General features: G+C 46.9%; 29 protein-coding genes and 1 riboswitch. Of the genes, 7 read left to right on the top strand and 22 right to left on the bottom strand.

What is annotated here, in order from left to right; genetic code table 11:
• Positions 1 to 18 precede the first annotated feature (18 nt).
• The 3 genes from H9X84_RS02050 to H9X84_RS02040 are packed head-to-tail and all read right to left on the bottom strand — an operon-like array spanning position 19 to position 1844.
• Entirely contained in the window at positions 19 to 942 is a 924-nt protein-coding gene (locus H9X84_RS02050; protein WP_205132659.1) for a ribokinase, read from the bottom strand.
• Positions 939 to 1403 carry a DMT family transporter gene (locus tag H9X84_RS02045; RefSeq protein ID WP_205132658.1) on the bottom strand — a complete coding sequence of 155 codons (465 nt, stop codon included), beginning with the start codon at positions 1401 to 1403 and terminating at the stop codon, positions 939 to 941. The genes H9X84_RS02050 and H9X84_RS02045 overlap by 4 nt, the downstream gene beginning before the upstream one ends.
• 15 nt (positions 1404 to 1418) lie before the next feature.
• Positions 1419 to 1844, bottom strand: coding sequence for a DMT family transporter (locus H9X84_RS02040; protein ID WP_205132657.1), 426 nt, complete (start codon positions 1842 to 1844; stop codon positions 1419 to 1421).
• 134 nt (positions 1845 to 1978) lie between these two features.
• On the opposite strand from H9X84_RS02040, the gene H9X84_RS02035 reads away from it, so the two are divergent.
• Entirely contained in the window at positions 1979 to 2731 is a 753-nt protein-coding gene (locus tag H9X84_RS02035; RefSeq protein ID WP_205132656.1) for a nucleoside phosphorylase, read from the top strand.
• A 49-nt stretch (positions 2732 to 2780) separates the two neighbouring features.
• Here the strand turns inward: H9X84_RS02035 and bioA are convergent, their stop codons facing one another.
• The 6 genes from bioA to gap (H9X84_RS02005) form a co-directional block, all read right to left on the bottom strand.
• The gene (gene bioA, locus H9X84_RS02030) at positions 2781 to 3983 is read right to left on the bottom strand and encodes an adenosylmethionine--8-amino-7-oxononanoate transaminase (RefSeq protein WP_205132655.1); all 1203 of its coding nucleotides are present in this window, start codon (positions 3981 to 3983) and stop codon (positions 2781 to 2783) included.
• Positions 3980 to 4678, bottom strand: coding sequence for a dethiobiotin synthase (gene bioD / locus H9X84_RS02025; protein WP_205132654.1), 699 nt, complete (start codon positions 4676 to 4678; stop codon positions 3980 to 3982). Before bioD ends, bioA begins: the two co-directional genes overlap by 4 nt.
• On the bottom strand, positions 4671 to 5642 hold the full coding sequence (gene bioB, locus H9X84_RS02020) for a biotin synthase BioB (RefSeq protein ID WP_243423497.1): 972 nt from the start codon (positions 5640 to 5642) through the stop codon (positions 4671 to 4673). Before bioB ends, bioD begins: the two co-directional genes overlap by 8 nt.
• Positions 5639 to 6199 carry a biotin transporter BioY gene (locus H9X84_RS02015; RefSeq protein ID WP_205132653.1) on the bottom strand — a complete coding sequence of 187 codons (561 nt, stop codon included), beginning with the start codon at positions 6197 to 6199 and terminating at the stop codon, positions 5639 to 5641. Before H9X84_RS02015 ends, bioB begins: the two co-directional genes overlap by 4 nt.
• A gap of 155 nt (positions 6200 to 6354) precedes the next feature.
• Positions 6355 to 7380: a type I glyceraldehyde-3-phosphate dehydrogenase gene (gap, locus tag H9X84_RS02010; protein WP_205132652.1), complete on the bottom strand. Its 1026-nt coding sequence runs from the start codon at positions 7378 to 7380 to the stop codon at positions 6355 to 6357.
• Positions 7381 to 7608: 228 nt separating this feature from the next.
• Positions 7609 to 8616, bottom strand: a complete 1008-nt coding sequence (gap, locus tag H9X84_RS02005) for a type I glyceraldehyde-3-phosphate dehydrogenase (protein ID WP_205132651.1) — start codon at positions 8614 to 8616, stop codon at positions 7609 to 7611.
• 363 nt (positions 8617 to 8979) lie between these two features.
• Here gap (H9X84_RS02005) and H9X84_RS02000 point away from each other — a divergent pair, with 363 nt between their 5' ends.
• Positions 8980 to 9348 (top strand): zinc ribbon domain-containing protein, encoded by a 369-nt coding sequence (locus H9X84_RS02000; protein WP_205132650.1) that lies wholly within the window; start codon positions 8980 to 8982, stop codon positions 9346 to 9348.
• A 155-nt stretch (positions 9349 to 9503) separates the two neighbouring features.
• On the opposite strand, the gene H9X84_RS01995 is transcribed toward H9X84_RS02000, so the two are convergent.
• The 6 genes from H9X84_RS01995 to H9X84_RS01970 form a co-directional block, all read right to left on the bottom strand.
• A complete protein-coding gene (locus H9X84_RS01995; protein WP_205132649.1) occupies positions 9504 to 10193 on the bottom strand; it encodes a radical SAM protein in 690 nt (229 codons plus the stop codon).
• Positions 10180 to 10767 (bottom strand): ECF transporter S component, encoded by a 588-nt coding sequence (locus H9X84_RS01990; RefSeq protein ID WP_205132648.1) that lies wholly within the window; start codon positions 10765 to 10767, stop codon positions 10180 to 10182. Before H9X84_RS01990 ends, H9X84_RS01995 begins: the two co-directional genes overlap by 14 nt.
• On the bottom strand, positions 10764 to 11834 hold the full coding sequence (locus H9X84_RS01985) for a nucleoside hydrolase (protein ID WP_205132647.1): 1071 nt from the start codon (positions 11832 to 11834) through the stop codon (positions 10764 to 10766). The genes H9X84_RS01990 and H9X84_RS01985 overlap by 4 nt, the downstream gene beginning before the upstream one ends.
• 73 nt (positions 11835 to 11907) lie before the next feature.
• Positions 11908 to 11952, bottom strand: a riboswitch (PreQ1 riboswitch).
• Between the two features lie 153 nt (positions 11953 to 12105).
• Entirely contained in the window at positions 12106 to 12828 is a 723-nt protein-coding gene (locus H9X84_RS01980; RefSeq protein ID WP_205132646.1) for a SigB/SigF/SigG family RNA polymerase sigma factor, read from the bottom strand.
• Positions 12829 to 12838: 10 nt separating this feature from the next.
• The gene (gene spoIIAB / locus H9X84_RS01975) at positions 12839 to 13261 is read right to left on the bottom strand and encodes an anti-sigma F factor (protein ID WP_205132645.1); all 423 of its coding nucleotides are present in this window, start codon (positions 13259 to 13261) and stop codon (positions 12839 to 12841) included.
• Complete coding sequence (locus H9X84_RS01970; protein ID WP_205132644.1) at positions 13258 to 13611, bottom strand: STAS domain-containing protein; 354 nt, start codon at positions 13609 to 13611, stop codon at positions 13258 to 13260. Before H9X84_RS01970 ends, spoIIAB begins: the two co-directional genes overlap by 4 nt.
• A 195-nt stretch (positions 13612 to 13806) precedes the next feature.
• Here H9X84_RS01970 and sigK point away from each other — a divergent pair, with 195 nt between their 5' ends.
• The gene (sigK, locus tag H9X84_RS01965; protein ID WP_330612234.1) at positions 13807 to 14499 is read left to right on the top strand and encodes an RNA polymerase sporulation sigma factor SigK; all 693 of its coding nucleotides are present in this window, start codon (positions 13807 to 13809) and stop codon (positions 14497 to 14499) included.
• 80 nt (positions 14500 to 14579) lie between these two features.
• Here sigK and H9X84_RS01960 read toward each other — a convergent pair whose 3' ends face one another.
• The 4 genes from H9X84_RS01960 to mltG form a co-directional block, all read right to left on the bottom strand.
• Positions 14580 to 15002, bottom strand: coding sequence for a MarR family winged helix-turn-helix transcriptional regulator (locus H9X84_RS01960; RefSeq protein ID WP_205132643.1), 423 nt, complete (start codon positions 15000 to 15002; stop codon positions 14580 to 14582).
• A 75-nt stretch (positions 15003 to 15077) separates the two neighbouring features.
• Positions 15078 to 16325, bottom strand: coding sequence for a peptidase U32 family protein (locus H9X84_RS01955; RefSeq protein ID WP_205132642.1), 1248 nt, complete (start codon positions 16323 to 16325; stop codon positions 15078 to 15080).
• On the bottom strand, positions 16315 to 17001 hold the full coding sequence (locus tag H9X84_RS01950) for an O-methyltransferase (protein ID WP_205132641.1): 687 nt from the start codon (positions 16999 to 17001) through the stop codon (positions 16315 to 16317). The genes H9X84_RS01955 and H9X84_RS01950 overlap by 11 nt, the downstream gene beginning before the upstream one ends.
• Positions 17002 to 17019: 18 nt before the next feature.
• The gene (gene mltG / locus H9X84_RS01945; RefSeq protein WP_205132640.1) at positions 17020 to 18543 is read right to left on the bottom strand and encodes an endolytic transglycosylase MltG; all 1524 of its coding nucleotides are present in this window, start codon (positions 18541 to 18543) and stop codon (positions 17020 to 17022) included.
• A gap of 183 nt (positions 18544 to 18726) precedes the next feature.
• Between mltG and H9X84_RS01940 the strand changes: the two genes are divergently transcribed.
• The 4 genes from H9X84_RS01940 (at position 18727) to H9X84_RS01925 (ending at position 22590) form a co-directional block, all read left to right on the top strand.
• Positions 18727 to 20016 carry a bifunctional folylpolyglutamate synthase/dihydrofolate synthase gene (locus H9X84_RS01940; RefSeq protein WP_205132639.1) on the top strand — a complete coding sequence of 430 codons (1290 nt, stop codon included), beginning with the start codon at positions 18727 to 18729 and terminating at the stop codon, positions 20014 to 20016.
• A gap of 16 nt (positions 20017 to 20032) precedes the next feature.
• Positions 20033 to 20203 (top strand): hypothetical protein, encoded by a 171-nt coding sequence (locus tag H9X84_RS01935; protein ID WP_205132638.1) that lies wholly within the window; start codon positions 20033 to 20035, stop codon positions 20201 to 20203.
• A gap of 15 nt (positions 20204 to 20218) precedes the next feature.
• Positions 20219 to 21631: a tetratricopeptide repeat protein gene (locus H9X84_RS01930; RefSeq protein WP_205132637.1), complete on the top strand. Its 1413-nt coding sequence runs from the start codon at positions 20219 to 20221 to the stop codon at positions 21629 to 21631.
• A 65-nt stretch (positions 21632 to 21696) separates the two neighbouring features.
• Entirely contained in the window at positions 21697 to 22590 is an 894-nt protein-coding gene (locus H9X84_RS01925; RefSeq protein WP_205132636.1) for an aldo/keto reductase, read from the top strand.
• Positions 22591 to 22666: 76 nt separating this feature from the next.
• On the opposite strand, the gene H9X84_RS01920 is transcribed toward H9X84_RS01925, so the two are convergent.
• The 3 genes from H9X84_RS01920 to tsf all read right to left on the bottom strand — a co-directional run bounded on the left by H9X84_RS01920 (position 22667) and on the right by tsf (position 26035).
• Positions 22667 to 23920 (bottom strand): diaminopimelate decarboxylase, encoded by a 1254-nt coding sequence (locus H9X84_RS01920; protein WP_205132635.1) that lies wholly within the window; start codon positions 23918 to 23920, stop codon positions 22667 to 22669.
• Between the two features lie 84 nt (positions 23921 to 24004).
• Entirely contained in the window at positions 24005 to 25000 is a 996-nt protein-coding gene (locus H9X84_RS01915; protein WP_205132634.1) for a DUF2971 domain-containing protein, read from the bottom strand.
• 102 nt (positions 25001 to 25102) lie between these two features.
• Complete coding sequence (gene tsf, locus H9X84_RS01910; RefSeq protein ID WP_205132633.1) at positions 25103 to 26035, bottom strand: translation elongation factor Ts; 933 nt, start codon at positions 26033 to 26035, stop codon at positions 25103 to 25105.
• Positions 26036 to 26072 lie beyond the last annotated feature (37 nt).

Raw genomic sequence — 26072 nt, 5'->3', positions numbered from 1 at the left:
TTCAATGCCTTCCCCTCCTTATTCCAAAACCTCTACATCCAACGTACCAAATATCTGTTTTTCTATTGCTTCTTCTACCTGTGCCAAATAGGGCACAGAATCGGAGGCCCCGGATTTGCCTATGGCAATGGCGCTGGCCGTTGTTGCCAGCAGCAGCGCCTGAGGAATGGATTTTCCATTCAGTACGCCATAAAGGAAATATCCGCTGAAGGTATCTCCTGCCGCCGTAGTATCCACCACATCTACATCAAAACATCCAATGCGGTACTCCCTGCCTTCCGTAAAGCAGCGTGCCCCGCGGCTGCCCAGTGTCAGCAACACACTGCAGGAAGGATATTTCTCCCTCAGCACCGGAATAATATCGTCATCGGAAGTACATCCGGCGATCTGTTTTCCTTCTACTTCGTTTACAATCAGCCAGTCCAGCAGATCCAGGGGATAAGACGCTACACCTTCATCCATAGGCGCCGCGTTCAGCGCTGTTTTCAGTCCCCTCTTATTGGCCTCCGCAATAATGTGTCCCACCAGATTGGTCTCATTCTGGAGCAGTACCAACCCCTCATGCCCAAAAGCATCCAAAGAACGGTCAATATATTCCTCTGTCAAAAGCTGATTCGTACCGCCATACAGAAGAATACAGTTCTGCCCCTTATCATCTACCTGAATGATAGCATGGCCGCACTGCTGTGAGGAATGGTCCAAAAGCGAGGTATTTACGCCATTTTCTTTCAGCTGTTTTTCCAGCATTTCGCCGCCGTTTCCCACAATGCCGCAGTGATATACCTCATTGCCGGCTTTTGCCGCCGCTATGGACTGATTCAATCCCTTGCCGCCGCAGTTAACCATCAATGACTGGGAGGATTTTGTCTCTCCCGGCTGTATAAAGGTATCCACGCGATACACATAGTCTAAATTCATAGAACCAAAATTCAAGATCTTCAAATGCTCTCCTCCTTCACCAGTTTTCTGCGTTCCCGCATTTTCACCTGTTCGCGCCATGCGATTCCCGCAACGATCAAAAATATGCCAATAATCCGCTTAATGCTGAAAATTCCAAAAAAGACATAGTCCAGTGCCACCGCCATGCCCAGCTGACCCAGCAGTGTTAAGATAGTGGAAACCATAGCGCCGGTACGGCTGGTACCGATAATCAAAAAGATCATTGCTACCAGACCGCAGACGCTGCCTGTATAGAACAGCACAGGCACCTGCGCCATATGCGAAAAATCCAGTTCCGCGCCGTTGCCGGAAACAAAGATCAGCAGAAAAGACAGTATTGTTGCCTCCACGTAATTGATCAGGGCGCCGTTGGTAGGCCCAAGACATTCTCCCGCCTTTACATTTACCATATTATTGATCGTATTTAAAAAACCGTTGGCTATGGCCGTAATATAAAATATCATGCGTACTGTTCCTCCTTATCCCACAGATACCAGCCAGACACCAGCCAGTACCAGCAAATAGGCCGGCAGCTCCTTCCAGCTGAAAGCCTGTTTTTTTACACCAAACATCCCATATTGATCTACTATGGCTGATGAAATCATTCGCCCAATGACCGACAAACCAGTCATGGCCGCCGCACCGATGGCAAGGGTACACCAGCTGCTGCTGGCTACGATACCAATACCCATCAGACCCACCAGATAAACATAGGGCGGAACCCCACGCAGGTGGATCTTTTTGCGTTCTTTTAATTTGATATAAAGAATCAGGAGCACGGCCGCAATCCCATGCACAAAAAAACAGATGCCGAACATGGAATAATAATTCCCCAACTGCCCATTGAGAGAAATCATCATTCCCTGCAGCATGCCCGCAAGTAACAAAAATAATAAATAAACCATGTGCTTACCTCCGAAAAATGGCAAATTTCTATTCTATCTTAACATAAAAAGCCATGGATTCCTACCCATCCTCTGTTGATTTTTTTTACAAATTCATGTACATTGAAAGAAAAGCATTTAAGGAGGAGATTTCTATGGATATATTACAGCCGCATATTCAGCTGGGAAACAATTTAGGAATTCGGTACGCTCTATTGCCCGGTGACCCTACCCGTCTGGACCGTATCGCGCCTTTTCTGGAACAGGTCGAAGAATTAAAATTCAACAGAGAATACCGTAGTCTGCGGGGAATTTACAAAGGTGTTCCCGTGCTTGCCATCTCCACAGGGATCGGCGGCGCTTCCGCCGGCATCGCCGTAGAGGAACTGCGCCAGATCGGTGTAGAAGCCATGATCCGTATCGGCAGCTGCGGCAGTCTTCAGCCTCAGGTGAAGCTTGGTGATCTGATTATTGTCAGCGGCGCGGTGCGAGATGACGGCGCCTCCAAAACATACATTGAAGAAATATTCCCTGCCGTTCCTGACGCGGAACTGATGATGTACTGCATAGAAGCGGCACAGGAAAAAACTCTGCCCTACCATGTTGGTATCGCCAGAAGTCATGACAGCTTTTATACAGACAACGAAGAAGCTATTGACGCCTACTGGTCCAAACGGGGTGTACTGGGCTGTGATATGGAAACAGCCGCCCTCTTTACCATCGGCCATCTTCGCGGCGTAAAAACCGCCTCTCTTCTCAATAATGTGGTGGCCTACGAAGAGGACACTTCCGAAAGCATCGCCTCCTATGTAGATGGAGAAAGCCTGTCCATGCAGGGAGAACGAAACGAAATTCTGACCGCTCTGGAAGCTTTTGTGAAACTGGAGAAAAAAAGAACTTCCCTTTAAAGCAAAACAGACCGCAAAACTGAGGTTACACTCAGTTCTGCGGTCTGCTTTATTTTTTCCGAAACCATGCTTTCATGGTATCCAGCACTCTGATCAATTCCTCTTCCGAAATAATATAAGGCACCATAGCATACAGATATCGCAGAAAAGGTCTGGCAAACACGCCTCTTTCGTAAGCAAACCGCTGATATCCCGCCAAGATTTTTTCCTCTTTTACTTCCACACAGACACAGGCGCCCATAATACGGATTTCCTCTATTCTAGGATCGAAAAAACCAGCCAATTCCCGTCGGGTGATTTCTTCTATTTTTCTGATCTTTTCTATATAATTTTCCCGCTCAAAAATAGAGATGGACCGCAGGGCTACACTGCAGGCCAATGGATTTCCCATAAAAGTCGGGCCATGCATCAGTGCGTGGGAAGGATCATCACTATAAAAGGCATCAAATACCTTTTGATTGGCAACAGTAACCGCATGGCCCAGATAGCCACCTGTCAACGCCTTTCCCAACACCAGAATATCCGGCTGTACCAGATCTGCCACAAAACGATGGCCTGTACGTCCAAAGCCCGTTGCCACCTCGTCAAAAATCAGCAGAACACCATATTGGTCGCAAAGCTCCCTTGCCCGCTCCAGAAACGAAATATCGTACATCCGCATCCCGCCGGCACCTTGCAGAAGCGGCTCTGCCAGCATACAGTTCAACCTGTCATGATATCTGGCAAAAGCGTCTTCCAGCGCGTCAATCTCCGTAGGAATATGTACCACATGAGGGCTGGGGCCGTAGGCTTTCAGTACAAAATGATAGTCCTCATCATCTCCCGCTTCCATAGCTTTAAAGGTATCCCCATGGTAGGCGTGTTCCAACGCAAGAATCATGGTACGCTTCGACTCCCCTCGGTTCATGGCATACTGCAAGGCCATCTTTAAAGCCACCTCTACCGCCACACTGCCGGAATCCGAAAAAAACGTATAATTCAAGTCACCGGGGAGAAACTCCTCCAGTTTTTTGGAAAGCCGTTCCGCCGGTTCATGGTTCAGCCCGCCCAGCATCACATGGGAAAACCGATTTGCCTGAGAAATCAGCGCTTCATTCAATTCCGGATGACCATATCCATGGATAACGCTCCACCAGGAGGAAATGGAATCAATGAGTTTTTTCTCTTCTGTGTAAAGATATACGCCCTCTGCATTCACAATTTTATAAGGCATCTCCATGGTTTTCATCTGGGTATAGGGATACCAGATCATAGTTTCTTTCCCTCCTCAAAAAGCCCGCACAACGCATCCAGAGACAGGTTTAGATTTTCGTCTCCATCTTTCACACAGGCAATGACCTTTGTGCCGGTCAAAGATTCACACATCCGGATATTATCCTCCTGCATAATGCTACCAGGAAGATAATGGTTGAATATAATCCCTTTTAACGAAATATTCCGCATCTTTAAGTAAGCGGCTGTCAGCCCCACATTGTTGATGACGCCTAAACCAGCATCCGCCACCAAAATACAGCTTAGTCCGAGAGATTTTATAATATCTTCCAACCAGATTTCTTCCTTCTCCATACGAATCGGGCAGAGGATGCCGCCGGAGCCTTCCATGGCAACATAGTCATATTTTTCCAAAACAGAAGCAAAACCTTCTTTCACCCCTTCGAGAGAGACCGATGTTCCTTCCAGCTGTGCGGCCAAATGAGGAGAAACCGCCGCTTCATAAACATAAGGGCACATTTCTTCTAAAGACTGCCCTATACCGCTCATATTCTTGACAAAAACCCCATCTCCGGGAATCAGACTGCCGTCCTGCCGCCGTTGGTTACCGCTCATAGCCGCTTTGTAATAGGCGGCAGAAATCCCATTTTCCTTCAATTTCTTTAAAATCAGCCCTGTGATATAGGTCTTTCCCACGTCTGTTCCTGTCCCCACAATGAATATTTTTTTACCCACGATCTCTTCTCACCTCAAATCCCAGTTCAGCCACAAACTTTTTGTCTGTTTCCGGCGAAATCCCCGCTGTTGTCAGCATATCACCCGTAATTGCCGCATTTGCTCCGGCGCAGAAGCATGCCCTGCCCCCATCCGCCAAAAGCCCTCTTCCCCCCGCCAAACGAATGGATGCCTTTGGCAGAATAAATCTGTATACCGCTATGATCCGCTGTAATTCTTTCGCTGTCAGCGGTTTTTCTTTTTCCAGCGGTGTACCAGGAATGGCGTTCAACAGATTGATGGGAACGCTCCCGATCCCTAACTTCCGGAGAGAAAAGGCCAGATCCAGCCGATCCTCCGCCGTTTCTCCCATTCCCATAATACCACCGCTGCAAACCGTAAGCCCCGCGGCCTGCGCCGCCCGGATGGCCTGTATTTTATCCTCAAAGGTATGCGTCGTACAAATATTGGGGAAATTCCGGCGGGAGGTTTCCAGATTATTATGTACCCTCGTAACTCCGGCATCTTTCAGCCTGCGAAACTGATTTTCTGATAGCAATCCAAAGGAAACGCAAATAGAAAGACTGGTTTCCTTTCGAAGCTGATGCACCACTTGGCACATCTTGTCTACCTCCGCATCAGAAAGACATTTCCCGGATGTGACAATGGAATAGCGAAGCACACCCTGTGCCTCATTTTTTCTGGCATCCGTCAAAATAGCTTCTTCTCCTAAGAGCGGATATGCCTCGGTTCCCGTAGAATAGTGGATGGACTGCGCGCAAAACCGGCAGTTTTCCGAGCAGCGGCCACTCTTTCCATTGATGATAGTACATAAATCAAACCCATTCCCACAGAAGTGGGAACGTATCCGGTCCGCCCAAAAGGAAAGCTCCTCCAGCGGCTGTTCATAGAGCCACCGGGCTTCCTTCCTTTGCAGTTCATCTCCCTGCATCACTTTTTCTGCCGCTTCTTCCACATTCGTCAGCACAATAACCCACCTCTTCTTACAATAGGCAGCAGACGTTTCGCCAATACGGCTCCCAGAATACAAAGAGCAATATCTCCCGGCACCGCCAGCACAAAGCAATAAAGAAACAGAGGCCAAAGGCCAATGGAATTTCCCAGATAAAAATTACTCATCAGGTAGTAATACAGCATGCCAAATCCATAGACTACAACCAGCCCCGCGAAATTGGCGGCCAGAAGATGTTGATAAGTCACCTGTTGTCTCCGCCAGGCGATAACGCCCGTCACATAAGCTCCAGCCGCAAATCCAAGAAGATAGCCGAATGTAGGCTGAAATATATAGCCAATACCACCGCCCTGAGAAAATACCGGCAGTCCCAACAACCCCAGAAGAATATAAATCCCTACTGTACCTGCACCTTTTCCGGGTCCCAGCAAGAGCCCCGCCAGCATTGTAAACAAAAACTGAAGTGTAAACGGCACCACAGGCACAGGTACTTTCATAAAGGCTCCCACGGAAATCAGTGCTACAAACAGCCCGCAGAGCATCATGTCTTTTGTTTTTTCTCTTCTCATCTCATCCTCTTCCTCCTTAGACAGTGTTTCCAAATACTGTTTTTTGTCAGAAGGAGTATAACAGTTCCGCTTTTTATTGTCAACTATAATTATATATATAGGTTTACAATAAGACTAAAAAAACCCTCCGGGCAGTGCCGGAGGGCATGGCTTTCTTATTTTGCTGCCTGATCCACCTTATACATATGTGCAATAAGATCAACAACCTTGTTGCTGTAACCCCATTCATTATCGTACCACGCAATCAGTTTTACAAAGTTGTCATCCAGCATGATACCTGCTGTTTCATCGAAAATACAGGTATGGTAATCCCCCAGCATATCGGAAGAAACCACTTCGTCCTTGATGTAGCTGATAACATTTTTCATATCACCCTCGGCTGCTTCTTTGATTTTTGCGCAGATCTCAGCGTAGGTAGTCTTTGTTTTCAGTCTTGCAGTCAGGTCTACAACAGAAACATCGTTTGTAGGTACGCGGAAGGACATACCGGTCATTTTCCCTTTCAGTTCAGGAATAACGCGGCCTACGGCTTTGGCAGCGCCTGTGGTGGAAGGAATGATATTATTGAATACAGAACGGCCTGTTCTCCAGTCACGTCCCGCTCTGGCGTCAACAGCTTTCTGTTTCGCTGTCGCGGAGTGGATCGTAGACATCAGTGCCTGTTCAATACCGAAGTTTTCATGAATTACTTTTGCCAGAGGCGCAAGGCAGTTTGTGGTACAGGAAGCGTTGGAAACGATATCCATGTCCGTTGTGTAAGTTTCATTGTTTACGCCCATTACGAATGTAGGCATAATATCGTCCTTAGAAGGAGCTGTCAGAATGACTTTTTTCGCGCCGCCCACCTTATGCAGCGCTGCTTTTTCCATGGTATTAAAAGCGCCTGTGGATTCTACGATATACTCCGCACCACATTCCGCCCATTTAATCAGGGATGCATCACTTTCACTGAATACACGAATCCGCTGGCCATCTACCACCAGATATTCACCGTCGATCTCAATTTCTCCGGTAAAGCGGCCAAAAATACTGTCGTATTTCAGCTGGTATACCATATAATCCAATTCCGCATTACGCAGGTTGATACCGCAAAGCTCAAACTGATCCTTTCTCTGCATCAGTACACGAAAAACCACTCTGCCGATTCTGCCGAACCCGTTAATGCCCACTTTAATAGCCATGATGTTCACTCCTTAAGATATCCGGTAAGTATTGTTTACTCACTTATTTTAGCACAGCGGCAGAAAAAGTCATTGGATTTTTGGAAATTTCTTCTTTTTCGGAAGTCTCCACAGAATTGTAATTTAATTCGGCAGGTTCCTTTATTGATATTGGACACTTAGCGTCCCACCAACTTTTTTCTTCAGCAAAATCAATAAAAAAGGATGCCTTAACGGCATCCTTAAATATTATTCGTTGTCTACTTTGTACATGTGTTTGATCAAATCCAGCGCTTTGTTGCTGTAACCCCATTCGTTGTCGTACCAAGCAACCAGCTTTACAAAGTGATCGTTCAGCGCAATCCCTGCCTTTGCGTCGAAAATGGATGTGTGAGGATCGGAAAGGAAGTCGGAGGATACAACATCATCCTCTGTATAATCCATGATCCCTTTCATTTCATTTTCACATGCCGCTTTGATAACAGCTTTGATCTCATCATAGGTTGCAGGTTTTTCCAGACGGCAGGTCAGATCCACAACGGAAACGTCAATGGTAGGAACACGGAAGGACATACCGGTCAGTTTGCCATTGAGGCTGGGGATTACTTTGCCTACTGCTTTTGCAGCGCCTGTGCTGGAAGGGATAATGTTGGCAGATGCAGCACGGCCGCCTCTCCAGTCCTTTTTGGAAGGACCGTCTACGGTCTTCTGTGTTGCTGTTGTGGAGTGTACTGTTGTCATCAGACCTTCCACAATGCCAAAATGATCGTGAACAACCTTTGTCAAAGGTGCCAGACAGTTTGTTGTGCAGGACGCGTTGGAAACAACGGTCATGTCTTTTGTATATGTTTCATTGTTTACGCCCATTACGAACATGGGAGCGTCAGCGGAAGGAGCGGAAATAATAACCTTCTTCGCGCCGCCCGCAAAGTGTGCGGAAGCTTTTTCCACAGTTGTGTTCAGACCGGTGGATTCCAGAATATATTCTGCACCGGCATCTTTCCAGGGAATTTCCTTGGGGTCCATAATGTTGAACACAGTTACTTCGTGACCGTTTACCACCAGTTTACCGTCTTTATTGGACATATCCGCGTGGAAACGGCTGTGTGCTGAATCATATTTCAGCATGTAGATCATGTAGTCCACATCGATAAAAGGATCGTTGATGGCTACGACATCCACGTCCCCTCTTTCCATTGCGGCACGGAATACAAGACGCCCAATACGACCAAATCCGTTAATACCAACCTTTACCATATTCAATTCCTCCTCTTTTTTTACGTTAGCGGCCGCTTTTAATTTTCGGCTTTACGGCCACCACTAATGCTTAGTATACCACATTTTTCCGAATGTACCAACAAATTTTCATGAAAAATATGGTTTTTTTCGAAATATCCGACTTCTCTTTTCGCTCAATATTCTTCTTTTCTCAGAAGGTCGACGATGGATAATGTCAAAAGCGCAGCGGATAACGCAAAAGTAACGGCACTAATCACAAGCTTAGAAATTTTCATACGCAAGTCCTCCCAACTCATAAAATTATTTGCATTAAAATCAAAAATATTTTATCATGGAAAACACAGGATGTAAAATAAAAAGTACGCGAAAAGAGGGATATTTATGATCTTTATCGGCGGCATTTCCATGGGACAAAAAATGCTGGATTTCATACAGACCATGATCTGCAAAAACTGCGGAAGATACGCGGGCATTTCCGTATTTATGACGTACACTTATTTTTCCTTTTTCTTCATTCCTTTATTCAAATGGGACAAAAAATATTATGCCGTAACCTCCTGCTGCAAAACGGTCTATGCCATCCCGGAGGAATTAGGAAAAGCCATCGAGCGAGGAGAATCTGTCACGCTGACAGAAGAAGACCTGAGCCCCACCGGCGAATCCATGGAGCGGGACAATAAATGTCCCAGTTGTGGATTTCCTCTGCATGACAACTACACCTACTGTCCCGGCTGCGGCAGAAAATTATAATATCCATCCTCTGAGAAATCGGATAAAGCAGGGCTGGAATTCTTAGTAAAATAAGAATTCCAGCCCTGCTTTTTACAAAACCGACTTTTTATAAACAAACTGAGGCTGATGCATCATACTCCTTCTGCTTTAGAAAATCCGCCGCACATCAGTATTTAATCCCCTACGCCAAAATCTGTTTTTTCGTACAGTACTTCCACAGAAGGGTCTTCCAGCAGCCAGTCATAGGTTTTCATAAACCACTCTACCAACGCTTCATCTCGCTTTACAGGCGTGCTGTTGTTGGTAAATACATTGATAGTCCCCCGAGGGAAATATTTTTTCAGAAGCTCAATATCTCTGGCAATCATTTCTTTTGTCTGTCCCTGGATTCCTACCATCAAGCAGGGCGACTCAAAATATACCCGTACTTCCTCCGCCGTATGAAAATCGGCATGTTTGTTCAGATAATTTTCCCGAAAATCCCAGTCAAAGGTTTCCACGCCGATTTTAAAGACAATGGGAATGCCCATAAACTGCCGCATTTGCTCCAAACGATGGCGATACATCCAATGGGCCTCAAAATACAGCTTCTGTATTCCTTTCTCCCGTACCAAAGCACGAATCTCTTCCAGCGTCTCCTGAGGCAGTTCAAAACAGCTCCCGGAATTGATCACCTCCAGAACACCGAATTTTCCCGTAACCCGGGAAAGAACCTGGTGATTCAGCCGGACCATGGCCTCCGTGTCTCTGGAATTATCATCAATATAGTCACAGAAGAAACATTTCCCCCAGGCACAGGGACGTCCCTGAAGCAAAACGATCTCCCGCTGATTCTTATTCGTAATCTCATTATACCGTTCCATGATGGGACCGTCCTTTCTCCGTTTTTTCCCGGAAAGACGCAGGCAAAAGCCGATACAGCACAATCGTGCAGCATACCATTACCGCCCGGTCCACATAATCCGTCAACGCCTGTACCACGCACACGCTGGCCGTCATGCTCAACCCACTCCCATGCAGCAGCTGTACCAGTATGCTGGAACCAGAAGAAGTGATTCCGCCAAAAACCACTGCCGTGATTGCAGAACTGACAACAGTGCCGGGCAGAGAAATCAAAAGCGCCGTCAGGAATATCTTCCAGATCTGTCTGCCGTTGGGCTGGATTCGCTGAAAGAAAATTCCGGCCATCAGCCCCACTACCATCTGCACAGGAATATAATAAAATGAGTAAATATCTGTGGTGCATCCGCTGATGACACCGCTGGCAATACCGGGGAACATCCCGTAAACCGGTCCCAAAACCGCTGCCGCCAGTATTGTTCCCAGAGAATCCAGATAAATGGGCAGCCGCAGGAGCAAAGCAATATTCGCCCCCACCACATTCAACGCGGCTCCGATGCCCAAAAGACAAATCTGCGCAACTGTCAGCTTTTTCATTCCGCAGCACCTCCTCTCTGCCAAGAGGTGCATGCGGTATCTCTCCGCTGCCATACCAGCTTTCCGGCATCTTTTACCATAATCTGTTTAAGTACCCTGCGGACCTCATCCTCGGAAACATCAAATACCCGGCTGATGAAAAATTCCATAAATCGAAACGGATCTGTTTCCGTCAGGATCAAACTGTTTTTTTCTTTTTTCCAAAAATCATAGGTGTCTACCACGGTTTGACCCATAGCGACTCCTTCGGTCTGTACATCTGTATAAGCCAAAAATCCGCCACACAGGCTGCGATCCACAAAATAAGCCACCGCCAGCGGATCATTGATGACACATCCAATGACTCCCTCTTGTTTCCAGTGGAAATCAAAATAGAATCGTGTAATATTCCGGATAAAGTCACCTGTTTCTTTGGAAAGACAACACATATATTCCACCAGATTCGGCGTCAGGACAATGTCTCTTGTCACATCCAGACCAATCATATTTAGATGCTTTCCCTTCAGCGCCGGCTGTACGGAAAATGCTTCGAATACCATCTTCGCCGCATCAGGATCACACCAGTAATTATATTCTGCCACAGGGGAACAGTTGCCATGGCTTCGATAGCTTCCGCCCATGGTCACCAATTCCTCCAGCCCAGAAAGGGCGTCCGGGTATCTTTCGATCAGTCTTGCCAAATTGGTCAGCGGCCCTAACGCGATCACAGAAACGCCTTCTTCCTCCCGAAGCGTCTTTGCCATAAATTCCACGGCGCCCTCTTTAGACGAAACATCGCTGCTGCGCAGAAGGAAGGTCTCTCCCAGTCCATCTGCGCCATGTGTATCCATCGCGTCCACATATGTTCTGACGAGAGGTTTGGTTTCTCCCAGATAAACAGGAATATCCAGCCTTTCCAAAAATTCCAGCGCCTTCAGGGCATTCTCCCCACCTTGCGCTGTCGGTACGTTTCCACATACCACAGTGATGCCCAGTACATCCAGTTCCGGCGAGCGCAGTGCCAGCAGCAGCGCCAGAACGTCATCAATTCCGGGATCACAGTCAATGATTACCTTTCTTGCATTCATTCTCCAATCTCCTTTCCGATTTTTGTTCCACCCATCGGTTCCCACCGCAGCGGCAAAATCCGATGCGCGGCTGAGATACTTGGTTTTTTATACTGGGAAGTTCACGAACCAGTCCGGCGGTATTGGTATCGTTTCCGCCGATTGTATAAATGCAGAAGCAAGTATACCACATTTCATGTAAAATGTATAGTTTTTTCCAAAATCATACAAAAAGCCGCAGTATTGTCATACCAGACAACACCACGGCTTTCTCCGCCCTGATAGGCAGTGTTCAGCCTTCCGATAATTTTTTCCGCAGAGACTGAAGTACTTTTTTCTCGATGCGGGAAACCTGCACCTGGGAAATCCCCATTCTTCTGGCAATATCCGTTTGCGTTTTATCCTCGAAATAACGCAGAAGGATTACCTGACGTTCTCTGGGCGGCAATTTTTCCAGCGCCTCCTGCAGCAGAATACGTTCCACCACATTTTCCTCTTTGCGCTCGTCGGGAATACATTCTTCCAAGGACAGCCCTTTTTCCCCTTCTTTGGCAAATACAACAGAAGAAAGACTCTCCACATCCCTTCCCGCCTCCAGCGCCGGCACCAGCTCCTCTACCTTCATTTCCATAGCCTCCGCCAGCTCCAGCAGAGTGATCTCCCTGTTTTTTTCCTTCATGAGCCTCTCCCGCACACCATAGGCCCGGATGGCTGTTTCCCGCAGAGGCCGGCTTACTTTAATCATGCCGTCATCTCGTAAAAACCGCCGTATTTCCCCTAAGATCATTGGAACGGCATAGGTGGAGAATCTAACGTCATATTGAAAATCAAACTTGTCTATGGCCTTTAACAGCCCAATAACGCCAATCTGAAAAAGGTCCTCCGGATCATGCCCCCTGCCGTAAAACCGCTTCACTACGCTCCAGATCAGTCCGGTGTTTTCTGTAACCAATCTTTCTCTGGCGGTGCCATCTCCCTGCTGAGCCAGTCGAATCTGTTCCCGTATGGTCTCCATAGAAACCACCTCATTCCCGGGAAAGATATTTTTCCATATAGATTCTGGTGCCTTCTCCCGGACGGCTTTCTACCCGCATCCCGTCCATAAAGGTCTCCATAATGGTGAATCCCATGCCGGAACGCTCCATTTCCGGCTTTGATGTATACAGCGGCTCCAGAGCCTGGGGGATGTCTTTAATCCCGATGCCCTGATCCGCCACCTCCACATAGAGCTTCTCCTCATCATAGGCACAGTACAGCTGCACTGTTCCGCCTTTTCCCTCATAGCCATGAATAATGGCGTTGGTCACCGCTTCCGAAACAGCTGTTTTCACATCGGTGATTTCAGATAATGTGGGATTCAGTGCCGAAAAAAAACCTGCCGCCATCATTCTGGCAAGGCTCTCATTTTCCGATCTGGCCTCAAAGCAGGCCCGCATCCAATTTCTCATTTGCCTCTCCCTCCCTTCAGATAGCTAATCGCTTCCTCCTGAGAAGAAAACAAAGGGATCAGAGAGGTCAAGGCCGACATTTTCAAAATCATTCCCACACGTTCTCCCGCACAGGCGATCGCCATTCTTCCTCCCAATCCCTGAACCCGCTTAAATCTGCCCAGCAATACGCCGATGCCTGCGCTGTCCATAAACGTAACCTCCTGAAAACAAAACAGCAGATGCTTGCCGCAGATCTTGTCCAGCTGTTCATCCGTTCTTTCCCGCAGCAAAGTGGATGTATGATGGTCGATCTCTCCTTTCACGGATACCACCAGTATATTCTCTTTCTTTTCGTAACTTACTTCCATAATCTGCCTCCTTTCCTGTCTACTATACCGGATTTTGTCCCGGTATCAGGAGGCATTCTTTCGCAAAAATTCCCCTTGTCCGTCCTGTCCTTCCAAAAAAGGACATCAAAAAACAGATTCAGACACGCACAGCGAAATTTGTCCGCACATAAGATAAAGCAATCCCTCTCTTCCAATGCTTCAGGAGGTGTTGTTGTGTTCCTTTTCTGTCTTTGCTCCTGTTTTTTCTTTGGCTTTTCCACATCGGGTTCTTTTCCGAAACCCCTTACCAAAGAGGAAGAGGCAAAATGGCTGACGCTCTATCAAAACGGAACAGAAGAAGAGAAAAAAGAGGCCAAGGATCATTTGGTCCTTCATAATCTGCGATTGGTGGCGCATATCGTTAAAAAGTACAGCAGCGCCCAAAAAGATACGGAAGAAATGATCTCCATCGGCACCGTTGGACTAATGAAAGCCATACTGACCTACGACTGCGAAAAAAACATCCGTTTGGCTTCCTATGCCTCCCGCTGTATCGAAAACGAACTGCTGATGTTCCTGCGTGCGGGCAAAAAAAATCAGCATGACATTTCTCTTTACGACCCCATCGGTACTGACAGGGACGGAAATGAAATTGTCATACTGGATATTATCAACAGCGATACGCCGGATTTTGCGGAAACACTGGATCTTTCCATACAGACCAAACGGATGCTGGAAGCGGTAAAGTCGGTCCTGACAGAAAGAGAGCAAAAGGTGATCTGTCTGCGGTATGGTCTTTTCCAGCAGGATACGCTGACACAGCAGGAAATCGCGGAAATCATGGGAATCTCCCGGTCCTATGTTTCCAGAATCGAAAAAAAGGCATTGAAAAAACTCAATGCCGCCTTACAGGAATTCCAGGGCTGATGCCCTGTTACATAGCGAAACTTCATTATTTGCCCACAAAAAAAGCAGGTAAAAGTTACCCGCTCTTTTTCTTTGTTTCATTAAAAATGTTTTCCTTCCGCGATCACACGAAGCTGATTTTTCAGAAGCAAAACCTCCTCTTCCGAGAAGCATTTCAGCACTTCCGCATTTACCTCGTCAATAATCTGAGAAATGGGTTCTTCCAGCGCCTTCCCCTTTTCCGTTGGGATTACACGGACTTCCCTGCGGTCCTCCCGATTGATGACACGATCAATCAGACCTTTTTTCTGCATACGATCCAACACCCCAGAAATGGTAGACGTCTCCAGACAAAGGATCTCAGAGATCTGTTTGGGCGTAGCAAATTCTCTCTGCCACAGGCAGCTGAGTACGCCATACTGGGACGGAGTGATGTCATATGCGGATAATTTTCCGTTCAAATACTGAAATACGGAATGTTGCGCCGTAGTCAGCAGATAGTTGATACATTGTGTTAATTCCATATTACTGTCCTTTTCCTTTTCCATTTATAGCTATACATATAGAATATCTATAATTTCATAGAAAATCAAGTTTTTTTATTCGGTATGCGAAATAAATTTGCGCATCATGTCAAAAGTATGTACCGGCTCTGTAAATTTGACCCGTAGCTTTTGCTGAGGATGAGGCGCGGATTCCACGGGATTTCCCTCTTCATCCCAGATCTCGGAAACTGTCATGGAAAAGGACGGACCTTTCGCCGGCATCACTTCGATTTCTTCTCCCACAGAAAATTTATTTCTCTGCTCAATCCAGGCATACCCCGCCTCATCGCTGTCCTCTGTCACGACACCAATAAAGTCAAAGGGTCGAATATAGCTGTTGTTGGTATATACCTGCTGGTTCCCGTCGGGCTTGCCATAGTAAAAGGCAGTCGTATAATCTCTATGGCTGGCTTTGGAAACTTCTTCCATATAATAGGAAAGATTTTTCTCGTACAGAGCGGGGTCTTCAAAATAATCATCAATGGCACGGCGATATGCCTTAATGACCGTACCCACATAAAAAGGTGTTTTCATGCGTCCTTCAATTTTCAGACTGACCACGCCGGCTTCGATCAAGTCAGGAATGTGATCGATCATACACAAGTCCTTGGAATTATAGATATAAGTCCCTCTCTCATTTTCCTCTACGGGCATATATTCACCGGGACGGGTCTCCTCCACCAGATGGTATTTCCAGCGGCAGGGATGGGCGCAGGCGCCTTTGTTGGAATCTCTTCCGCTAAGGTAGTTGCTCAGCAGACATCTTCCGGAATAAGAAATACACATAGCCCCATGGACAAATGCCTCGATCTCCATGTCTTCCGGAATCTTTTCCCGGATCTCACGAATCTCGCCCAGGGAAAGTTCTCTGGCAACTACCACTCTCTTTGCCCCCAGGCGGTACCACATGCGGGCACTCTGGTAATTAGTATTATTGGCCTGGGTAGATACATGAATCTCCAGATTGGGTGCAGCCTCTTTCGCTACGGAAAAAACGCCAAGATCAGAAATCAGCACCGCATCTGCTCCCAGTTCATAAACTTCCCTGAAATATTCCGCCATCCCTTCAAAATCGGCATTATGAGCAAAAATATTCGCTGTAATATATACCTTCGCGCCATGCTCATGGGCAAAGCGAATCCCTTCGGCCATGGTCTCTCGGTCAAAGTTCTTTGCCTTCGCCCGCAGACCGTACGCTTCTCCGCCAATGTAAACCGCGTCTGCGCCATAAAGTATGGCAATCTTTAATTTCTCCAGATCACCGGCAGGTGCCAGCAGTTCCGGCTTTTTCTTATTCATCATCTTTCTGTTCTCCTTCCAGAGGAATCTCTTTTTTCTTGTAGCACAGGGCCATCCCATCCCCAATGGGAATAATCGACGTTTCCAAGGCGTCATTATGGGTGATTTCCCACAGGAAATTCCGCAGACGCTTATGGATGGTACGCTGACGTCTGGGCACGCTGAATCTGGTCTGCGCAATGGTACCGCCCTGAAGCACATCGTCTACAATCAGCAAACCGCCAACGGGCAGTAGCCGCAGACAATGGGGCAGAAAATTACCATACTGTCCTTTGGCCGCATCCAGAAAAATCACGTCATAGGGGCCTTCTAAGGTCGGCAGAATATCCGCCGCGTCCCCTTCCAGTATTTTGATCTTATTTTCCAGACCCATCCGCTTGATATTGACTCTGGCATCTTTCAGCATAACCTCAAACCGGTCAATGGTCGTTACGGTTCCGTCTTCCGGCAGATAGCGGCACATTAAACCGGCGGAAAAGCCAACGGCTGTACCGATTTCCAGAATCTGCTTTGGTTTGTGCATGGTCAGCAGCACACTGAGCAGACGCGCCGTTTCCAGAGGGATAATCGGCACTTCCGCCGCCAGCGCTTCCCGCTGGATTTCTCCTAAAACCCCGTCATACATAGGCTGTACCGTGCGCAGATAGGCGTTCATGGTATCATCTGTTACATAATTCATTGTTTCATTCTCCTTGTTTTACTGTGAAAGGCTGGCCTGATATGTTTCCTTTGCCGCCAGGAACTGTTCATAGGTCTCGCAGAATACATGGTTCGACTGACCTTCCGCCTCTAATACATAATACAGATAATTCGTCGTATCGGGATATACAGCCGCACGGAAAGATGCCTCGCCAGGGTTAGCGATGGGACCTTCCGGTAGCCCCTTATTCAAGCGGGTATTATAAGGCGTATCTTTTTCCAGATCTTCCTGCGTCAGTGATCCACTGTCTCTGCCAAGTCCATAGAGTACCGTGGCGTCAATGCCAAGAGACATATCTTCTTCCAGACGATTATAAATCACGCTGGCCGCTTTGCTTCTTTCATCGTCCAGGGTAATCTCTTTTTCCACCATAGACGCGATGATAACAATTTCATCCAGAGTATGGCCGCTGGAAGCCACCGCATTCTGATATTCTGTGGTATACATCTGGTCAAAGCGCTTTAACATCATATCAATCACATCATGGGCTGTCATATTCTCCGTCAGGAAATATGTATCCGGGAAAAGATAGCCCTCCAAACGATATTCTCTGTCCGGCAGATCATTCAGAAAATCATATTCAAATACTCCCGTATTTGCTTCCTCTATAAATTCCGCCGCGGTACAGATTCCAAGTTCTTCCACTTTCGCGGCAATCTGTCTGGTATTGTACCCCTCTGGAATGGTAAGTTTATTGTCCGTTGCCACTTCGCCGGACTGGAGCAAATCCATAATCTGTGTCTGTGTCAGGCCTGTATCAATTTCATAGGTCCCCTGTTTGAAGGTTCCGTCATAGCCATTCAAACGACTGCTGATTCGGAAGGACAGTTTGCTGCCGATCAGTTTATTCTCTTTCAGAATATCGGCGATTTCAGACGTGCCCGCGCCTTCCGGAATGGTAACCATTACTGTTTCGCCTGTAAGAGTTACCTCTTCCGTACTGGAGCCCATCAGGCTTTCTCCCAACCGGAAACAGAGTATCCCTATAATCAGCGCCGCAATCAGCACAAGAATCAGCCGGAACAATTTCTGGTTGCGCCGTTTTCTTTTTCGTTCAGCACTGTTTTTCTGCGTTCCCCGTGTGGACGGATGGCGCTGACTTCTTTGAGGATTTCCTTTCTCCTCGTTCCATCCGCCAAACTCCTGCTGCGCGGACCGTTCCATCTTTATCTCTGATTCCGCCTGCGCCCTTCTTGGTACCCGCGTCTCATAGCGGCGTTCTTCTCCTGTATCCTGCCGCTCTGTCTGTTTTTTTTCTGCATCCGCATTTTCTATTCTGCGGCGTCTGGGATAGGCCGTTTCCTCCCGCGCGGGATAGCCGCTCTTCCCGGGAATATAAGTATCCTCTCTGACGGGATATCCGCCTTTTCCAGGCACATAAGTTCTTTCTCTGACAGGATATCTGGTATGGCTGAGCTGGTCCTCCATCTCCCGCCTTTTTTCTTCTTGCTGCGAAAATCTGTAGTTGGAATTCCCTTCCGGCAGATACCGGCTGCCGTCACGGTCTTTTCTTTCTTCCATAATGGCATTTGCCTCCTTGTCTGACTCAAATCTTTTTTATTATACATTTTTCTACCTTTTGGTACAACCATTTCTTACCCTTATCCACCGGAAAATAAATTATTATTTCGGTTTTCTTAATCATCTTGCAGAAAAATCCATTCCTGCTATAATATTGTTCAGACTGAAAAGGGAGGAATTATGATGAATTATCAGCAATCCATAGAGTATCTGGAAAAAGAAGTCGGCTTTGCCTCTGTGCCCGGTCTTTCCCGTATCAAGGCACTTTTAGCACGTATGGGAAATCCACAGGATCAGCTGACCTGTATCCATATTGCCGGCACCAACGGAAAAGGCTCCGCGTCTGCCCTGCTTTCCTCCATTCTGACAGTCCACGGATACCGCACCGCGGTTTATACGTCTCCTCATCTGGAGAAATATAACGAGCGGTTCCGCATCAATGGAACAGATATCTCCGATGAAGATTTTGCTGCGGAAATCACCCTGGTACGAGGCTTCTGCGAACAGATGGACGCAGCGGGGGAAGAAGTTCCCACGCTCTTTGAAATCGTAACAGCCGCAGCCTTTCATTATTTTGCCCAGAAAAAGGTTGATCTGGCCATTATCGAAGTAGGCCTTGGCGGACGTTATGACGCCACCAATGTCATCACCGCTCCTCTGCTCAGTCTCATTATGTCCATCAGCATCGACCATACCGCTTTTCTGGGGGATACCATAGAAGAAATCGCGGCGGAAAAATGCGGAATCATCAAGAAAAATTCCCCTGTGGTGTTGTATTCACAGGAAAAAATAGTATATAATATTGCTGAGGCCGCCGCGAAATCTGTCGGCGCGCCCTTCTACTGCGAGACGGAGTCTGTGATCCATGTTACATCCCAATCCATGGAGGAAACGGTCTTTTCTGTAAAAAACCGCCTCATCTCTTATCAGGATCTCCACCTTCCCCTTTTAGGCAACTATCAGATTCAAAACTGTGTCACTGTTTTAAATGCCTGCGCAGTTTTGCAGAAACAGGGACTTTCCCTGACAGAAGAAGGCATTCGGGAAGGCGTGTGCCGCACAAAATGGGCGGGACGTATGGAGATCTGCGGAAAAGATCCTTTAATCCTTCTGGATGGCGCGCACAACGCCGATGGAATCAAGCAGCTGGCTTCTTCTCTGCCTGCTTACGCAAAAGATAAAAAAATTACGCTAGTATTGGGCGTTTTAGGTGATAAAGAATATGAACTGATGACATCTGAGATCTTTCCATTGATCCATCAGGCCATTTTGACAGAACCTGCCAATGAAAGAAAACTGGATGTCCGACTTTTGGAGAAAACCGTGCTGGCTTACGGCAAACCGGTTTATGTGGAAAAAGAAATCGAAAAGGCCTGTCAGAAGGCCAAAGAACTGACAGCCAAAGAGGGCATGATCCTCTGCTGCGGTTCCTTGTACATGATCGGTGAGATCAGGAAACTACTTTGCGAATAATACTGGGGGTTTAGATATGATAAATTTTAAAGAAGAACTGGCAAAATACCGCCCCATTATGGAGCTGGATCAGATAGAATCCTCCCTGCACCCTTCTCAAATGCAGGATCTTTTGGATATTTTACAGCATATCGCCAATGAGAAGCAAAAGGAGAGCGCAAAGGACGCTGTGGAAGAAACGGAATAAAAGGAGTCGATCAATATGAAATGTCCAAACTGCGGCTTTAACATTCCCACAGGCTTCCATTGCAGCAACTGCGGCGTAGACGCTTATGTCTTTGCCAAAAGCAGACAGGCTTCCATCCGTCTGTATAATCAGGCACTGGAAAAAGCCAATGCCTCGGACCTTTCCGGAGCTATTGAGGAACTGGAACAAAGCCTTATTTTTGATAAAAATAATACTTCCGCCAGAAATCTGCTGGGACTGATCTACTGTGAAACCGGCAGGATCGCGGATGCTCTGAAGCACTGGATCATCAGCGCTTCTTACAAAAAAGAACATAACCCGGCGCAGAACTACATCGATGCTTTGCAGAAAAATGCCCGGGAAATGGAAAAATATAATGACGCCGTTCGTCTGTACAATCAGGCACTGCAATATTTAAAACAGGGCAGCGATGATCTGGCGATTATCCAGCTGAAAAAAAGTATGGATTTCAACCCCAACTTTATTGACGCTTATAACCTTATGATCTTATGCTGTCTGATGGAAAAAAACTACAAACGCGCCCGTCAGTTTATTGAGCTTGTACTGAAAAAAGACGTCAACAATCCAACAGCCCTGCACTATAACGCTATGCTCAGCGAACAGGGCATCGCACCCGGCAAGCAGACAAAGCAGGGCAAACTGAATACAAAACAAAACAACGGTCAGAAGGTTTCCGTTCTGAAAACAGACAGCAATCCTCCCCTGCCCCGCTATAAACGAGCAGAAAAGAAAGGCTCCAAGGTTTTGGAACGCCGGGATCTGATTGCTTTTGGCGCTGGTATTCTGGTAACGGCCATTGTTCTTCTGGTGCTGGTCGTGCCCGCCATCAACGACGCTAAGGACAAAAAAATTGAAACCTTGCAGGCACAGGTAGAAAGTTTCACCGGTGAAACCAATATGACGCCGGAAGAAGTTCTGGAAATGCGGACTCGTCTGGAAACACTGGAAAATGAAAATAAACAGCTGCGCAGTGAGGAAACAAAGCAGGCCAATCTGGAACTGCTGGAAACAGCCGTATCTCAGATGACTGATGGAGATTACGAAAGCTGCGTCACCACACTGGACAGCATTGAAACCGTAGGCTTCAGCGAGGAAGATCTGGCAAAATATAACAGTGTTAAATCCACGGCCTATCCTAAAGCTGCCGACAGCTATTACACCAAAGGCAAAAGCGCCTTCCTGAGCAATCTTTATGACGAAGCGAAAATTGACCTGGAAAATGCCATGAAATATACCAATGGCGAAAACTTTGTGGATGATATCCTCTACTATCTGGGCATGATCGCTCTGGAAAACCAGGATACGGAAACAGCAAAATCCTATTTCCAGCAGGTCATCAACGATTATCCCGATTCCAACCAGCTGGAAAATACACGGCTGGCTATGGAACAGATTCCTGACGCGTAAATCTGAAACAGTCTGTCGGACCGGCAGACTGTTTTTCATTTCTCTTTTCAGAAAGGAGTTTTATTATGAATCCACAGCAAAGAATCATTGTTGGCTGCATGCGCCTCTGTGAGAAAAACCAGACCGAAGCTTTCCGGTTTTTAGATCACGCCATGGAAGCAGGCTGTTCCTTTTTCGACCATGCCGATATTTATGGCCAGGGAGAATGTGAGCGTATCTTTGGCAAATGGCTTTCAGAAATACCTTCCCGGCGGCAGGAAATCTTTCTCCAGACAAAATGCGGTATTGTTCCCGGAAAAATGTACGACTGTTCCAAGGAATATATTCTAAAGGCCGTAGATCGTTCTCTGGAACGTCTTCAGACTGACCATCTGGACCGACTCCTGCTTCACCGTCCCGATGCTCTCCTGGAGCCGGAAGAAGTGGCGGAAGCCTTTGACCAGCTGGAAAGAAGCGGAAAAGTGCTGGAATTTGGCGTTTCTAATTTCAACGCCATGCAGATTTCCCTGCTTCAAAGTGCTGTAAAGCAAAAAATCATCTGTAATCAGCTGCAATTCAGTGCCGCCCATACAGTATTGGTTACCAGTGGTATGGAAAACAATATGAAAACGCCCGGCGCCGTAAATCGAGATGGCTATACTCTGGATTACTGCCGTCTGCATCAAATTCAGGTACAGGCATGGTCTCCTTTGCAGTACGGCATGATCGAAGGCATCTTTCTGACCAACCCGGACTTCGCCCAGCTGAACCAGACAATAGCAAATATTGCGGACCAATACGGCGCCACACCCGCTGTCATCGCCATTGCATGGATTCTGCGGCATCCCGCCAACATACAGGTAGTCTGCGGCACCATGAATCTAAAACATCTGGATGAAATGGTCTCCGCCCAGAACATTCGCCTTACCCGGGAAGAATGGTATAAAATTTATCTTGCGGGAGGTAATATTCTCCCTTAATTTCCAAAACAAAAAAACGCTGTGCTTTTTATGGATATCCCGTAAAACACAGCGTTTTCTATTTACAGTTTCATTATTAATGGAACAAACCGGTAAAATCAAAGGTAGCCAGATAATCCTCCGGTGTTTCCGCCCGACGGATCAATTCTACCTCCCCGTTTTCTTTCAGCAGCAACTCCGCGGAACGAAGCTTGCCGTTGTAGTTGTAGCCCATGGAATGTCCGTGTGCCCCGGCGTCATGGATAAAGAGGTAATCTCCCATTTCAATTTCAGGAAGCATACGGTCAACGGCAAATTTATCGTTATTCTCGCAAAGACCGCCAACAACATCATATTTATGGTCACAGGGCGCATTTTCCTTTCCCAGAACCGTAATATGGTGATATGCGCCATACATGGCGGGACGCATCAGATTTGCCGCGCAGGCATCCAGACCGATATATTCCTTGTAAATATGTTTTTCATGGATGGCTTTTGCCACCAGCGCACCATAGGGCGCCAGCATATAGCGGCCCATTTCCGTAAAGATAGCAACATCTCCCATGCCTGCCGGTGTCAGGACTTCCTCATATACCTGACGCACGCCTTCCCCGATGGCCATAATATCACAGGGTTCCTCATCAGGATGATAGGGAATGCCAACACCGCCGGACAGATTGATAAATGCGATATGCACATCCAGTTCTTCTTTCAGCTCTACCGCCAGCTGGAACAAAATCTTCGCCAGCATGGGATAGTATGTATTGGAGCTGGTGCTGCTTGCAAGGAAAGCATGAATACCAAAGTGCTTTGCCCCTTTTTCCTTCAGCATACGGAAAGACTCCTTCAGCTGTTCCTTGGTCATGCCATATTTGGCATCGCCGGGATTATCCATGATTTCGTTGCTAACCTGGAACACACCGCCGGGGTTATAACGGCAGCAAACTGTTTCCGGGATAGGCGCAATCTTTTCAAAGAAAGGAATATGGGTAATGTCATCAAAATTGATGATGGCCCCCAGTTTTGCCGCTAAAGCGAAATCCTCCGCCGGTGTCATATTGGAAGAAAACATAATGTCGTGACCGGTTACGCCTACCGCCTCAGAAATCATCAGTTCCGTGTAGGAAGAACAATCAGCGCCGCAGCCCTCTTCCTTCAGCACCTGTAAAATACCGGGTGTAGGTGTGGCCTTTACGGCAAAATATTCTCGAAAGCCTTTGTTCCACGCAAAGGCCTGATTTACTTTTCTTGCGTTTTCCCGAATACCTTTTTCATCGTAGATATGGAAAGGTGTAGGGTATGTTTCCGCAATTTTCTGGATCTGCTCCAAAGAAACAAAAGGTTTTTTCATTTGTCTGTCTCCATTTCTGCAAAATTTGATACCATTATAACAAAGAGGGTTTCCATTTTCAACCAGATATCCCCATATTCCGACTCAGACTCGATAGGTGGAAGAAGATCTGCGTACCTTCAGGTTTGTCACATCAAAACCGAAATGACCCAATAGCTGAAACACATCCTGATACATCAGCCGACAGTTCGGTCCAATGATAATTTCCTGTATCATATCGTTGGCGGATGGTTCCCCCGCGGAAAAATCAAGGTCCATATAGGAAATAATGTCATTTTCCGTAGGGCGGAAGCATAAAGCCTTAGGGAACAGCTTTTGCAGGACAGTTTTATCCTTCTGAGGATACCGGGACCAGTTATAAATCTGCCCCCAGTCCTCTTCGCTTTTGATGATTTCATCCTTTAAAATCAGCCGCCATTCCGTTTCTTCCGCAAAAGAATCGTCTTTGTAGAAAAAAGAATCCTGTAACAGCGGCAGGAACCACTGCCCTTCTTCTGTGGCCATATAGGAGCCGTTTAAGATCTGCTGGGTCTTATTCTGATCGATATAGGACATGAGCGTATGAACCAGATTAGAAGCATGGACACTGATACTCAGATCACACTGCTGGGTATCGCAAAACAAGGTGTTGACATCGGTATCAATGTATCGTACCTTGCGGAATTCCAGCTGATGTGCCTCCTCTTCCCTTAGCAGCTCCTGGATAGCGTCCACGTCAAAGCCAATGGCTACCCCCCTGCCGTCATCTCCATAGCCCCGCCACTGACTCAGACAGTCATCAGATTCGGAAAAGCAGGCGATATAGGTTAAAAGATCATGATATCCCTTGACCTGGTCAATCATTTTATCAATCAGATAAACTACAAACTCCCGATATGCCATCCCGCCCATGTACTGCTCATCCTTTTCCTCCAGATGGGACAGCATCAAAGAAATAGCGCGGTTTCTGGTAATATGCAGCAATGCCTTGCTCTCATTGGAATCGTTGAGTTTATTGATATCCGAAAGACGGATGGTTTTATGCTCCAGAATATTCAGCAGTGTTTCCAAACTGCAGTAATGATAGACCATCTTTCCCATAACGTCTGCGCCTCTCCTTTCTCCTGCCAGGGTCTGCCTTTTTGTAAAGAAAAACCCAAACCACGCGCGGGCATGGTTCGGGCTTTTATCAGCTGTCAAAAATCAGTTCATTGCTTTTGCAACTTCATCAGCGAAGTTTTCTTCTTTCTTTTCCAGACCTTCGCCTGTTTCGAAACGAACGAAACGTGTGATTTCGATGGGCGCGCCAACTTCTTTTGCAACGGAGTCAATGTATTTCTTAACTGTCAGATCGCCGTCTTTTACATAGGGCTGTTCTACCAGACAGAATTCTTTCATTTCCTTTTTCAGTCTGCCTTCAATCATCTTTGCGATGATGTTGTCGGGCTTGCTTGCATTCTTAGGATCGTTCTTAGCCTGCAGTGTCAGGATTTCTGTTTCCTTTGCGATGAAATCAGCGGGAACGTCTTTTTCGGAGATGAATTTAGGGTTCAGAGCTGCAATCTGCATTGCAACGTTTTTACCCAGTTCTTCCAAAGCATCGCTTTCATTGTCGCAAGCCAGTTCGATCATAACACCGATTCTGCCGCCGCCGTGGATATAAGAAACCAGTTTGCCGGAGCCGGATTTTTCATATTTCTCAAAACGTCTGATGTTCAGGTTTTCACCAATAACAGCTACCTGCTGGCTCAGCGCTTCTTTTACTGTGAACTGAGGGTCCAGATCCCATTTTTCAGCGAAGAATTCGTCCATATCTTTTGCTGTGGATTTGGAAGCCTGTTTTGCAACTGCTGCAACGTAGTCTCTGAATACCTGGTTCTTTGCTACGAAGTCTGTTTCGGAGTTTACTTCTACGATAGTACCGATCTTGTTGTCATCGCTCAGGTAGATATCAACGATACCTTCGGAAGCAATACGGCCTGCTTTCTTAGCGGAAGCTGCCAGACCTTTTTCTCTCAGCAGTTCTACTGCCTTTTCCATATCGCCGTCAGTTTCTGTCAGGGCTTTTTTGCAGTCCATCATACCAACGCCTGTCATTTCTCTCAGTTCTTTTACCATTGCTGCTGTAATAGCCATGTCTTTTCCCTCCGTATAGTTAGAATTTAATGAAAAG

The sequence above is a fragment of the Anaerotignum lactatifermentans genome, assembly GCF_016902535.1.
In the GTDB taxonomy this organism is placed as follows: Bacteria; Bacillota; Clostridia; order Lachnospirales; family Anaerotignaceae; genus Anaerotignum; species Anaerotignum lactatifermentans_A.
Note: the sequence above shows the minus strand (reverse complement) of the source record. Positions and strands in the feature narration are given on the sequence as shown.